This window comes from Paenibacillus yonginensis, from assembly GCF_001685395.1.
In the GTDB taxonomy this organism is placed as follows: Bacteria; Bacillota; Bacilli; order Paenibacillales; family Paenibacillaceae; genus Fontibacillus; species Fontibacillus yonginensis.
Genome location: NZ_CP014167.1, coordinates 2,623,230 through 2,635,868, shown reverse-complemented (window position 1 = coordinate 2,635,868; position 12,639 = coordinate 2,623,230). Strand labels below are relative to the sequence as shown.

10 protein-coding genes are annotated in these 12,639 nt (G+C 51.7%); all 10 read left to right on the top strand.

Going from position 1 to position 12,639, the window contains the following annotated elements; translation table 11 throughout:
• The first annotated feature begins 5 nt into the window (after positions 1 to 5).
• The 10 genes from AWM70_RS12045 to kdpB all read left to right on the top strand — a co-directional run bounded on the left by AWM70_RS12045 (position 6) and on the right by kdpB (position 12,627).
• Positions 6 to 1,163: a glycoside hydrolase family protein gene (locus AWM70_RS12045; protein ID WP_068696695.1), complete on the top strand. Its 1,158-nt coding sequence runs from the start codon at positions 6 to 8 to the stop codon at positions 1,161 to 1,163.
• A gap of 62 nt (positions 1,164 to 1,225) precedes the next feature.
• On the top strand, positions 1,226 to 1,375 hold the full coding sequence (locus AWM70_RS23465) for a hypothetical protein (RefSeq protein WP_169823433.1): 150 nt from the start codon (positions 1,226 to 1,228) through the stop codon (positions 1,373 to 1,375).
• Positions 1,376 to 1,727: 352 nt separating this feature from the next.
• Entirely contained in the window at positions 1,728 to 3,533 is a 1,806-nt protein-coding gene (locus AWM70_RS12040; protein WP_083180262.1) for a sensor histidine kinase, read from the top strand.
• A gap of 187 nt (positions 3,534 to 3,720) precedes the next feature.
• The gene (locus AWM70_RS12035; protein ID WP_083180261.1) at positions 3,721 to 4,059 is read left to right on the top strand and encodes an iron-sulfur cluster biosynthesis family protein; all 339 of its coding nucleotides are present in this window, start codon (positions 3,721 to 3,723) and stop codon (positions 4,057 to 4,059) included.
• Between the two features lie 183 nt (positions 4,060 to 4,242).
• The gene (locus AWM70_RS12030; protein ID WP_068696689.1) at positions 4,243 to 5,043 is read left to right on the top strand and encodes an alpha/beta fold hydrolase; all 801 of its coding nucleotides are present in this window, start codon (positions 4,243 to 4,245) and stop codon (positions 5,041 to 5,043) included.
• Between the two features lie 49 nt (positions 5,044 to 5,092).
• On the top strand, positions 5,093 to 7,795 hold the full coding sequence (locus AWM70_RS12025; protein WP_068696687.1) for a sensor histidine kinase: 2,703 nt from the start codon (positions 5,093 to 5,095) through the stop codon (positions 7,793 to 7,795).
• On the top strand, positions 7,788 to 8,495 hold the full coding sequence (locus tag AWM70_RS12020; protein ID WP_068696685.1) for a response regulator: 708 nt from the start codon (positions 7,788 to 7,790) through the stop codon (positions 8,493 to 8,495). The genes AWM70_RS12025 and AWM70_RS12020 overlap by 8 nt, the downstream gene beginning before the upstream one ends.
• Before the next feature lie 300 nt (positions 8,496 to 8,795).
• Entirely contained in the window at positions 8,796 to 8,876 is an 81-nt protein-coding gene (gene kdpF, locus AWM70_RS24300; protein ID WP_068696683.1) for a K(+)-transporting ATPase subunit F, read from the top strand.
• 24 nt (positions 8,877 to 8,900) lie between these two features.
• Complete coding sequence (kdpA, locus tag AWM70_RS12010; protein WP_068696681.1) at positions 8,901 to 10,577, top strand: potassium-transporting ATPase subunit KdpA; 1,677 nt, start codon at positions 8,901 to 8,903, stop codon at positions 10,575 to 10,577.
• A 22-nt stretch (positions 10,578 to 10,599) separates the two neighbouring features.
• Positions 10,600 to 12,627 carry a potassium-transporting ATPase subunit KdpB gene (gene kdpB / locus AWM70_RS12005; RefSeq protein ID WP_068696679.1) on the top strand — a complete coding sequence of 676 codons (2,028 nt, stop codon included), beginning with the start codon at positions 10,600 to 10,602 and terminating at the stop codon, positions 12,625 to 12,627.
• Positions 12,628 to 12,639 lie beyond the last annotated feature (12 nt).

The window sequence follows — 12,639 nt, the reverse complement described above, 5'->3', positions numbered from 1 at the left end:
CCGGTATGAATGAAACGACAATTCAACCAAAACAAAACGAACGATTGGGTTGGGTAGAAGAAGCCTGGAACCGTTCGGTGGACAAAGTGCTGCGCACGAGCAAACGGATCGGGGCGAATTTCCCGCATGCTAGTCAAAATGGCGAATACCAGCTGGAGGAGCCGGCCTGGTGGACGGCTGGATTTTGGCCGGGGTTGTTATGGCTGCTTCATGAAGAAAGCGGCAGGAAGGAGTTCCGGCAAATTGCCGAAGCGTGCGAGGAGCGGCTGGATGAGGTGCTGGACGGCTTCGACCGGCTGGACCACGACCTCGGTTTTATGTGGATTTTGACCAGTCTGGCCAACTATAAGCTGAACGAAGCGGAGGTTTCGCGCAGACGGGCGCTTAAAGCGGCCAATTATTTGGCCGGACGGTTTAACGTCCAGGGAGGCTTTATCCGGGCCTGGAACGACTGGAATTATCGTTCCGACAATGCCGGGGTGGCCATTATCGATTGCGCGATGAACGTGCAGCTGCTGTACTGGGCATCGCGGGAAAGCGGAGACGTGCGTTACCGCCATGTGGCGGATGCCCATCTGCACACGGTGCTGGAGCATTTTATCCGCCCGGATGGCTCGGTCCGGCATATTGTCCGCTTCGACCCGGAAACTGGCGAAGTGGCCGAATATATTGGCGGACAGGGATATGCCCCTGAATCCGCCTGGTCGAGGGGCACGGCATGGGCGCTGTACGGGCTGGCACTAGCCTATCACCATACCGGCCGTCAGGAATATCTGGACGGCGCCAAGCGGGTAGCCCATTTCTTCCTGTCCCAGCTGCCGGAGGACCACGTACCGCATTGGGACTTCCGGGCGCCAGAGGACACCAAACACCTGCGGGATTCTTCAGCTGGCGCCTGTGCGGCCTGCGGTCTGCTTCTGCTGGCCGAAGAGGTGCCTGCAGCGGAACAAGCGGGCTACCGCCTTGCCGGGGAGCGGATTCTGGAATCCCTGTACACGCGTTACGGGGCGTGGGACAATCCAGACGAAGAGGGTTTGATCCTTCGGGGAACAAGCCATTATCCGCAGGGCAAAAACGTTGATGTGCCGCTGATTTACGGCGACTATTTCTTTGTGGAAGGCCTGGCCAGGCTGAAGGGCGGCCTTACGATTTATTGGGAATAGTTTATTGGCTATGAATCAGTCTGAGGGACACAGGCGAGTCAAACCACTGGGAGGATGCTAAGATGCATGGGACCGTCAAACCAGCCGTAGCGGACAATCCGCCGCAGACCAAACAGAATCTACAGCAGGCGCTGCTGCTGATTATCGAACCGCTGAAGCCCTACTACAGCGAAGAGCGGGACTGGCGGAACAAGCGGCATCGTGCGAATTAACGGGGAAGCCGGCCCGGGGAGTATCCCGCAGCTGGTACGGCCCCATGCCAACACCAATCTGCTGTATCCGAGAACCCTTCTCCCAAGCCCAGACGGGAAATTTTACTGTCTGGGAGCCTGGACTTCAGGAACGAATAAACCTATATTTGAAAAGAAAACCGGTCTTCTGAGGAAGGCCGGTTTTCTTTCAAAAGGTCTATCTGTTTATTTATCCTAAATTTAGTAGTTATTTTTCTTTTGGTTCTTCGAAAAAATAACCAATTCTATAAAATTACCGTGTCATTATGACAGAGATTTTGTATGATGGAGATACAAGCATTTTATAGGTAAACACCAGAGGAGAATCGTCTTAATGAATTTAAGGTTTAGAAAGTTAATGATCACGTATATTTTGGCCACGGCGGTGCTGCTGCTTCTGCTGAACGGTATCTATTATTACACCATGAGAAATACGCTGCTGGACGGCCAGAAGCAAAATATAGAAATCATGACTTCCCATATTAAATCTTCTCTGGAAATCACGCAAAAAGGGGAAATGCTGTTCGAGGAGGTTCTGGCGGACAAGCTCCGCATGGCTTCCATAAGCGCTCAGGGCATGCTGCCGCATAAACTGGAGGACGTCACCAACGAACAGCTGATTGAAGTTAAAAATAAATTGGGGATCGAAGGCCTGACCTTGTTTAAATATTTGAAGGACCAGAACAATTTTGTCGGAGTCAAATCCACGGATCCCAAAGAAATCGGGTTGACGACGGAGAAGTGGGGCAGCGGTAAATGGAACACCGTCTTCTCCGAATTGATGGATAAACACGATGCGACGCCGATTGAGAACTTTGGCGAGAATCTGCCGCATTTTTGGGCCGGCCCTTACGATACCTCCACTTCGGATCCGACCCGGATCAGCAAATGGGGGTATTATAATGACGGAACAACCGATTATCTGATCGATCCTTATATTTCCGAAGATATAATAAATCGGTTTCATGATCAGGCGGGCGTTGAATTTAACATTGCCGACCAGGAGAGAAACAACCCGCTGGTGCTGGAGGTTGGCATCCTGAACGATAAAATCTTGCAGGGGGAATGGAAAGCCCCGAATCCTGCCAATCCGGAATGGCATTCGGAACGTATGGTTCTGTACGGGGATTATACTTACACCTCGCCACAGGATCAGAAGTTGGCGCAGCAGGCTTTTGACCAAATGAAGAAGGTCCATGAAGTCATGGAGATTAACGGGCGCATGGTGCTGCGCACGTACTCTCCGATTACGCTTGAAGACAATGTCAATAAAGGTTTTGACCGGATGCTCATTATTGTGACTTCGGATATGGACAAAATGACTTCGGATTTGATCCACAAGGAAATCCGCATTTCCATCGTTGGTTTGATCTTTGTGCTGATCGGTGCGCTTATGCTGGTTGCTGTCGTCCGCTACATTCGCAAGCAGACAGAGCTCGTGGACGATGTGCAGCAGATGTACCTGCAGAATATTGAAAGTTTGTTCAGAACCGTCAAGGAATACCGGCATGATTTTATTAATCATATCTTTGCGATGTCGGGTTTGGCCAAGATCAAGAAATACAATGAGCTGGAGCGGTATTTGCAAAACTTGTCCCATATCGACAAATCTTTAAATGAGATTATCGACATCCCGATTCCGGCCTTTAACGGCCTGATTCAAGCCAAGCTGGCGCAGGCTTTGGAACGAAAAATTCATTTCGAATACCGCTTCACTCATTTTGCCCAGCTCCATCTCGACATCGTGAAAATAACGAACCTGGTGCGGGTCGCAGGAAATTTGATCGACAACGCCTTCTACGCCGTTCAGGATTTGGAGGAGAGCAAACGCCGCGTAACCATGCTGGCTTACGTGGAGCGGAAAACGCTGATCATGCAGGTGCTGAACAATGGAGAGGCGATCCCGGAGGAAATCCGCGAGCAAATCTTCGAGCATGGCTTCTCGACCAAACCGAAGAAAAGCAACAGCGGGCTGGGGCTGGCTATTGTCAAGCAAATTGCGGCTTCCTACAACGGACGTGTGCTGCTTGAGAGCACGGACGAGCTGACCTGCTTCACCATTGAAATTCCTTTAACCCCTAAAGAGCTTGTTTCTAAGGAGCCGGTAAGTCTTCAGGATGACCGCGCGGCTATGGGATGATTCTTTTGTTTATGTGCAGCTTTGCCCGATGAATTGGGCAGAGCTGTTTCTTTTTTCGAGCATAAGCTAATGATGTATTGACAATGTCTATAATATGGTGTAAAACTAAATTGTAAGCAATATAATGTGACGAACTAGAATAAGCCTTGATCCTGATCAAATATGATAATCAAAGGAGAAGATAACGATGAGAGTGGAATTTGATTCGATGGCCAAAGAGAGATTGGAGAAAGCCCTGAACGGACAACCGGGATATTTTAAACTGATTACGGAGAATGAAGGCTGCGCAACCGGCGGAATCTTCAATATTTTGCTTTTGAGCGAAGCAGGAGCCACCGACAAACCGCTCGACTCGGAAGCTTTCTCTTTCCTTGTGGATGCCCAGCAGGAAATTTATTTCGAACAGACCCTGCGGCTTAAAGGGCATCCAACCTTCCCGAGCTTCCGTCTCAGCAGCGACTCGATGCTCTACAGCGACCATGTGATTATCAAAGACAGACGCGAAAATTTGAACAAGGCGGTTTAAACAGTAAAATGGCCTCTGGTGATGTTAAGTCATCGGAGGCTATTTTTTTTGATTTCCAATAATCTTAATACAATCTTAATGTCTTTGGCGGAAGCTGAATACGACCTTAATTTCCTTGGTGTTATACTGGCTTGATGAATTAGGGTGCCGGTTACTGAAGGTTTGAAAATTGAGGTGATAAGGATGCCATTTGCCAATCTGAATGGAACCAAACTTTATTATGAAATGAAAGGCAGCGGAGTACCGATCGTATTTGTTCATGGCCATGGACTAACCCATGCGATGTTTCAAGAACAAATGGAATATTTCTCCAAGGATTACCGTGTGATTGCTTGTGACCTGCGCGGCAATGGGAAATCAGGCAAGCTGTCACAATCCAAAGAAGAAATTCTGGATACGCAGTGTACGGATTTGATCATCCTTCTTAATGAACTGCAAATTGGAGAGGCCGTGTTTGTTGGAGTTGATTACGGAGGCATTCTGGTTCAGCATTTGGCAGGCCTTTACCCGAACAGGGTCAAAGCCCTGGTCATCGTGGACAGCACCACACCGGAAGCCGAAACCTCCGAGGCGCTTAGAAAAATACAACTGGCTGCAGCCTACTGCAGTTGGGTCACTTATTATGCCCCAAGCGAATGGATTCTTCCCGCCGTACGTTTGTCCTACCAGAGATGGAGGGCTGCTTATCAGGTGATTCGCAGAAGTATGCTTGATAAAAGGCCCGGGGAATTATATAAACAAAGAATAGCGATGGCTTTGGCCCATCTTCCGATCTCTATGGAGCTGTTCAGCAAACCTGTGCTTTGTTTGGCTGCTGATTCGGCCGAATACGAGCTTCATAAGATGGAGGCGCTCGCGGCCCGGATTCATAATGCCCAGTTTGGCGTTATATCGGATTCTTTGCCGCCAAGCAATTTGTGTCAGCCTGATCTCTTTAACCGGGTGGTCAGGTCTTTTCTGGAAACGAGCGTAGCGCAATCATAGCCTGAAACGCCATCTTCACATTACCTCTTTAAGAAAGTGGGCTGTGTTTATGCCTAGGGATTCCAATTCTGCTTCTTATTCACCTGATCAGGCGGGGAGAAGACGAGGGAAGCTGAAAATATTTCTGGGGTATACCCCAGGTCCGGCCAAGACTGCTGCCATGCTCGGCAATGCCCAGAGGGATGCCAGAGACGGGATGGATGTTGTGCTTGGTCTGGCCGGCGGCCATCCAATGGCTTCCTCCTCAGGGTTCGACAAGATTGAACCGATCTGGATGCCCACACCGGAAGAAGAAGCAGAAGGACATTACGAATTCGATCTGGACGCAGCGCTGCGCCGGAACCCGGATATGATCCTGCTCGAACAGCTGGCTCACGTAAACGCCGAGGGCTGCCGGCATAAAAGAAGATATCAGGATGTGGAAGAGCTGCTTCGGGCCGGCATCCATGTTTATACGACGCTGGATATTCAACAGATCGAAAGCTTGACGGATATTGCCGCTTCTATTACCGGCATATCGGTCCAGGAGCGTATACCGGACAGCGTGTTTGAACGTGCCGATCTGGTGGAGCTGGTGGACGCCGACCCCGATGAGCTGGCTGACCGTTACCGGAAGGGACGAATGCGTCCGGATGAGCTGGTGCAGGACGGGCAGGATATTTCCGGCCTTTATGTGCCTGAGAAGTTAAGACCTCTTAGGGAAATCGCGCTTAAAACAGCGGCGCAGCAGCTAAGGCGCATAGCTATGCTCATCAATGAACAGGCGAAAAAAGAGGACAATCCGTACAAGGACCATATCCTGGTTTGTCTTTCGCCCGCGCCGTCCAACCAGAAGGTCATACGGACGGCTGCGAGAATGGCGGAAGTGTTCCACGGCCAGTTTACAGCCCTGTATGTGGAAGCTCCCGAACGGGAGACGGGAGACGCCCGGAATTCGGATCAGGCGACAAAAATGCAGCTCAGGGAAAACCTGAAACTAGCAGAGCAGCTTGGCGCCCAGATCGCCACGGTGTACGGCGACGACATATCCGTCCAGATTGCCGAATATGTGAAAATGAGCCGGGTCACTAAAGTCGTCATAGGACGCTCCCCTGTCATAAAGAAAGCTTTCTATAACACTTCCATAGTCGACAGGCTGATTCCGTTAATTCCGAATAGCGAAACCTATATTATTCCATATGTCGATAATGAAGGCGGCAAAAAGTTTCGATTTCCGGCCACTGCCCCTTTGCCAACGCCCAAAGATTCGCTTAAAAGTTTGGTCATCCTGTTGGTCTGTACGCTGTTTGGCGTTTGGTTCAAGGAACTGGGCTTCAGGGAAGCCAACATTATTACCCTTTATCTGCTCGGCGTTCTCTTGAATGCTACGATTACTAAAGGAAGATTTTATAGTGCGATTTTGTCCCTTTTAAGTGTTCTGGTGTTCAATTATTTTTTTACGACCCCTTATTATTCTCTTAAAACCTATGACTCCGGCAATCTGGTCACCTTTGTGGTGATGCTGACGGCCTCTCTTCTGGCAAGCACATTAACGATGCGAGTCCGGGAGCAGGCGAGGCAGGCTGCTCAGAAAGCTTACCGGACCGAAATCCTGCTGGAGACTAGCCGCAAACTGCAGCAGGCCGGTGATGCGCCAGCGATCATTGAGGGAACTGCGCGGCAGCTTGTTAAACTGCTGGACCGGGCGGTTGTTTTTTATCCGGTGGAGCGGAACAAGCTGGCGAGCCCTATTGTTTTTCCAAATAGAGAAGAGACGGTTGACCCTTCGCGGTATACGGACGAAAGCGAACAAGCTGTGGCGAACTGGGTATTTGCCAACAATAAAAGAGCAGGCGCAACAACAGACACCTTCTTTGGAGCCAGGTGCCTCTACCATGCGGTGCGGGGCGGAGAAGAGGTGCTGGCGGTTTCTGCTATTGTCATGGATGAAGGAGAGGTGCTTGGCTCTTTCGAGCAAAGTTTGGTGATCGCCATGTTGGGTGAATGCGCGCTTGCCCTGGAAAAAGAAAAGCTGAATGAGCAGCAGAAAGAAATCACCATGCAGGTCCGTCAAGAGCAGCTGCGGGCCAATCTCCTGCGCTCCATTTCGCATGATCTGCGCACACCGCTGACCAGCATATCCGGGAACGCGGGGATTCTGCTCAACAATTCGCGGGTTTTGGACGAAGAGCAGCGGATCGGGCTGTATGCCGATATTTATGACGATTCGATCTGGCTGATCAATCTGGTGGAGAACCTGCTGTCCATCAGTCGGATTGATAACGGCACAATGAGGCTGAACCTGCAGGCGGAGCTGATAGACGAGGTCATTATGGAAGCGCTGCGGCATGTCAACCGGAACAGTGAGAAGCATATCCTCCGGACTGAAATCGAAGACGAACTGTTAATGGCGAGGATGGATTCGCGGCTTGTGGTTCAGGTGCTGATCAACCTGGTGGACAATGCCATCAAATATACGCAGGAGGGATCGGTCATTCTAATCTCCGCTCGGAAAAGCGGGGAGTCGATCCTTGTGGAAGTATCGGACGATGGGCCGGGCATTCCGGACGACGTTAAGGAACGGCTGTTTGAAATGTTTTATACGGGAAACAACGTTTCGGCTGACGGCAGGCGTGGCCTTGGGCTTGGTCTTGCTCTGTGTCAAACCATTATCCAGGCTCATGGCGGGACTATAGGGGTCAGGGATCATTCCCCTCGGGGAAGCGTTTTTTATTTCACTTTGCGTGCGGAAGAGGTGAACATCCATGAATAACAAGCCGGTTATCCTGGTCGTGGAAGATGACAAGCCTATCCGGAAGTTGATCACGACTACGCTTGAAACTCAGGGCTATAAATATTTGACGGCTCATACGGGCGAGGTTTCCATCATGGAGACGTTGTCCAAAACCCCGGATTTGATGATTCTGGATCTTGGGCTGCCGGACATAGATGGAATAGAAATTATCCGCAAGGTGCGCTCCTGGTCCAATTTGCCGATTATTGTGGTCAGCGCCCGGAGTGAAGACCGGGACAAAATTGAAGCGCTCGATGCCGGGGCCGATGATTATTTGACCAAGCCGTTCAGCGTGGAGGAGTTGCTGGCGCGGCTAAGAGTGAGCCTGCGAAGAATCCGGAACGACAGTGCCAGGCTGCTCGGCGACTCGTCCATTTACACCAACGGAGACCTGAAGATCGACTACGGCGCGGGCTGTGTCTGGTTGTCGGGGGAAGAGGTCCATCTGACGCCAAGCGAATATAAGCTTCTTTGTCTGCTGGCCAAAAATTCCGGCAAAGTGTTGACGTACAACTATATCATCAACGAGATTTGGGGCAGCCATTCGTACGATATCCCTGCCTTACGCGTATTTATGGCTACTCTTCGCAAAAAGATCGAAAAAACAGCCTCCCAGCAAAAGTTTATCCAGACCCATATCGGGGTTGGCTACCGGATGCTGCAGATTTCGGAGGAATAACAGGAAGTTTGCGCCAACCATGTTTCCGACAGGAAACATGGTTTTTTTGTCGTTCTGCCACGGGATCTTAATGTGATCTTTATCGCTTGGACGGAGTCCTAATCCTATGCTAATGGCGGAGATGATACCCTTAAGCCAGTGAGGAAACCCTTGCGGAAGGCCCATTTTTTAAAAATTCAAAAGGAGGACCAAACCCATGATGGACCTGTATATGATCGTGCTCCTGCTGTTGATTGCTCTCTCGCTAATCGGCTTCACGGCCTGGGCTTCGGCCGTGGTCGATGAAGGAAGTGAACCACGATGATCTGGGTACTGCTGGCTTTGACAGCCACGCTGTTTCTTTATTTAACTTATGCGCTTATTCATCCGGAAAAATTTTAGCCATGATTTCAGGAGGGGTTCACTGTGACTGCCCAAAACGGGATTGCCATTGCAATCACATTACTAATATCGCTTTTGCTCGCCCGTCCGGCGGGTTTGTATATAGCGAAAGCTTTTCAATATGAACCAACCGGTCTGGACCGCGGTTTTGGCTGGCTGGAGAAACCTATTTATGGTATCAGCGGCATACGCAAGGACAATCAGAGCTGGAAGCCATACGCGCTGTCCTTACTGCTCAGCAACTGCGTGATGATCCTGATCGTTTACTTGATCTTCCGGTTTCAGGGCAGCCTGCCGCTGAATCCGAGCCATGCGGCCTCCATGGAGCCTACGCTGGCTTTTAATACGGCGATCAGCTTTATGACGAATACCAACCTTCAGCATTACAGCGGGGAGACGGGACTTTCCTATCTGTCGCAAATGGTGGCCATCGTCTTCATGATGTTTGCCGCTCCGGCGTCCGCATTGGCGGCGGCGATTGCGTTTATCCGGGGCATTTCCGGCAAGCCGCTGGGCAACTTTTTTGTGGACTTTATCCGGGGCATTACCCGCATCTTTTTGCCGGTAGCCCTGGTGGCGGCTGTTGTGTTCGTAGCGCTGGGCGTTCCGCAAACGCTGGATCCGGCCGCGGTAGCTACAACACTGGAAGGGGCCAAACAGGAAATTGCCCGCGGGCCTGTCGCTTCCTTCCTGTCGATAAAGGAGTTCGGGAACAATGGCGGGGGATTCTTTGGAGTCAACTCCGCACATCCGTTTGAGAACCCGAACGGCATCAGCAATTTGCTGCAAATTTTGCTTATGCTGCTGCCGGGTACGGCGCTTCCGTTTACGTATGGAAAGATGGTGGGCAATGCCAAACAAGGGCGCGTGTTGTTTGTCTCCATGGCGATGATGTTTATCGTGCTGCTCGGCGTAGCCCTGGCCAGCGAAAGCGCTGGCAACCCGGTCCTGAATGCGTCGGGCATTCAGCATGACCAGGGTTCCATGGAAGGGAAGGAAGCCCGCTTCGGTATGGCGCAATCGACGCTTTACGCTGTCGTGACGACCGCATCAGAGACAGGCGCCGTAAATACGATGCACGACTCTTTGACGCCTATAGGCGGATTGGTTGCTTTTGCGAATATGATGCTGAACACTGTGTTCGGAGGCGTCGGAGCCGGATTTATAAACGTTTTGATGTACGCGATGATTGCGGTTTTCCTGTCCGGGCTGATGGTCGGACGAACACCGGAATTCCTGGGCAGAAAAATCGAAGGCAAAGAGATGAAGCTCATCGCCGTCAACTTGATCATAAGCCCGCTGCTGGTTCTGGTGCCGACCGCGATCGCTTTGTTTGCGCATGCCGATACGCTGTCCAACCCGGGTTTCCATGGACTCAGCCAAGCTTTGTATGAGTACACCTCTTCGGCCGCCAACAACGGTTCCGGGTTCGAAGGCCTGGGAGACGCAACGCCGTATTGGAACCTATCAACCGGACTGGTGATTTTCTTCGGACGGTATTTTTCCATCATCGCCATGCTGGCCGTCGCCGGATCGCTGGCCGTCAAGAAAACCGTGCCTGAATCTTCGGGAACCTTCCGCACCGATAACGCGCTGTTTGGAACCGTCTTTGTCGGCGCTGCTGTTATTGTTGGCGCATTGACCTTTTTCCCGGCGCTTGCGCTTGGACCGATTGCTGAATTTTTGACCTTGAAACCTTAGCGCATATTGGAGGAGTCGAGAAATGAGTACAACAAAAAAGGCATTGTCCGGCGAAATCGTCCGGCAGGCAGTAAAACAATCCGTCATCAAGCTGGATCCCCGGATCATGGTCCGGAATCCCGTCATGTTTGTGGTTGAAATCGGGTTTATGATCACATTGTTTCTGGTTTTTGTGCCGGATGCTTTTTACGGATCGGTTTCATCCGGATTTAATCTGGCCGTAGCTTTGATCCTGCTGTTTACGGTGCTGTTCGCCAACTTTGCGGAAGCTTTGGCCGAAGGCCGGGGGAAAGCGCAGGCCGATTCATTGAAGAAAACCAAAAAAGAAATTATGGCGAACAAAGTGAACGGCAGCGGCATCAAGCTGGTACCCTCCACGGAGCTGCGCAAGGGGGACGTCGTTGTTGTTTCCCAAGGGGAAATGATTCCGGGAGACGGCGAGGTGATCGAGGGATTGGCTTCGGTTGACGAATCGGCCATCACCGGGGAATCGGCGCCGGTCATTAAAGAAGCGGGCGGCGACTTCAGCTCCGTAACCGGCGGCACGAAGGTGATCAGCGACAGAATCAAAGTCCGCATCTCCAGCGACCCTGGCGAATCCTTCCTGGACCGGATGATCTCCCTGGTCGAAGGGGCGAAACGGCAAAAAACGCCGAATGAAATTGCGCTGAATACCGTGCTGGTCAGCATGACGCTGATTTTTCTGATCGTTGTAGCCACCCTGCCGTTTATGTCCAATTATCTGGGCATTCAGCTGGAAATTCCGGTGCTGATCGCTTTGCTGGTCTGCCTGATTCCGACCACCATCGGCGGGCTGCTGTCCGCTATCGGCATTGCCGGCATGGACCGGGTCACCCAGTTTAATGTGCTGGCGATGTCCGGTAAAGCCGTAGAAGCCTCGGGGGATATTAACACGATTATTTTGGATAAAACAGGGACGATCACCTACGGGAACCGGATGGCCAGCGAGTTTGTCCCGGCAGGGCAGCGCAGCGTGGCCGAGGTTGCGGAAATAGCGGCGCTCAGCTCCGTGAAAGACGAAACCCCGGAAGGACGATCCGTCTTGGAACTGCTGAACAAGCTGAACCTCTCTTATCAGCCGCAATTGGCCGATGGGGCGGCTTTTATAGAATTTAAAGCGGAAACCCGCATGAGCGGCGTGGATTTGACGGATGGACGCAAGGTCCGCAAAGGCGCCGTGGATGCCGTCAAAAAGTGGGCTGCCGAGCAGGGGGGACAGATTCCGCGCGATTTGCAGGAGAAATCCGATGCGATCGCTTCGGCAGGCGGCACGCCGTTAGCCGTTGCCGTCGATCAACATATATTGGGCCTCATTTATCTGAAAGATACGGTCAAACCGGGAATGCGCGAACGTTTTGACCAGATGAGAAAAATGGGCATCAAAACGATCATGTGTACGGGCGATAACCCGCTGACGGCGGCGACGATTGCGGCGGAAGCCGGAGTCGACGCCTTTATCGCCGAAAGCAAACCGGAGGACAAAATCGCCGTGATCCGCAAAGAGCAGGCGGAAGGGAAGCTGGTTGCCATGACCGGCGACGGAACCAACGATGCGCCGGCGCTGGCTCAGGCGGACGTCGGGATTGCGATGAACAGCGGCACCGTCGCTGCGAAGGAAGCGGCCAACATGGTCGATCTGGATTCCGATCCTTCCAAGATCATCGAAGTGGTCTCCATCGGCAAGCAGCTGCTGATGACGCGCGGGGCCTTGACGACCTTCAGCATCGCTAATGACATTGCCAAATATTTTGCTATTATTCCGGCTATGTTTATGATGGCGATTCCGGAGATGGAATCCCTGAATATTATGCGGCTCCATTCGCCGCTGTCGGCGATCTTGTCCGCTTTGATTTTTAACGCGGTCATTATTCCGCTGCTGATTCCGCTGGCTATGAGAGGAGTCGCTTATAAACCGATGAGCTCTTCCCGGCTTCTGGGCCGCAATCTGCTGGTTTACGGGCTGGGCGGCGTCATCGTGCCGTTTATCGGCATCAAATTGATTGATCTGCTAGTTCAATTCATGGTTTAGGGAAGGAGGAGC

What these genes read in the sequence shown, in the direction of transcription:
- AWM70_RS12020 (WP_068696685.1), top strand. Translation starts at nt 7,788, where the DNA reads ATGAATAACAAGCCGGTTATCCTGGTCGTGGAAGATGACAAGCCTATC.
- kdpB (WP_068696679.1), top strand. Translation starts at nt 10,600, where the DNA reads ATGAGTACAACAAAAAAGGCATTGTCCGGCGAAATCGTCCGGCAGGCA.
- AWM70_RS12040 (WP_083180262.1), top strand. Translation starts at nt 1,728, where the DNA reads ATGAATTTAAGGTTTAGAAAGTTAATGATCACGTATATTTTGGCCACG.
- AWM70_RS12045 (WP_068696695.1), top strand. Translation starts at nt 6, where the DNA reads ATGAATGAAACGACAATTCAACCAAAACAAAACGAACGATTGGGTTGG.
- AWM70_RS23465 (WP_169823433.1), top strand. Translation starts at nt 1,226, where the DNA reads ATGCATGGGACCGTCAAACCAGCCGTAGCGGACAATCCGCCGCAGACC.
- AWM70_RS12035 (WP_083180261.1), top strand. Translation starts at nt 3,721, where the DNA reads ATGAGAGTGGAATTTGATTCGATGGCCAAAGAGAGATTGGAGAAAGCC.
- kdpF (WP_068696683.1), top strand. Translation starts at nt 8,796, where the DNA reads ATGATCTGGGTACTGCTGGCTTTGACAGCCACGCTGTTTCTTTATTTA.
- AWM70_RS12025 (WP_068696687.1), top strand. Translation starts at nt 5,093, where the DNA reads ATGCCTAGGGATTCCAATTCTGCTTCTTATTCACCTGATCAGGCGGGG.
- AWM70_RS12030 (WP_068696689.1), top strand. Translation starts at nt 4,243, where the DNA reads ATGCCATTTGCCAATCTGAATGGAACCAAACTTTATTATGAAATGAAA.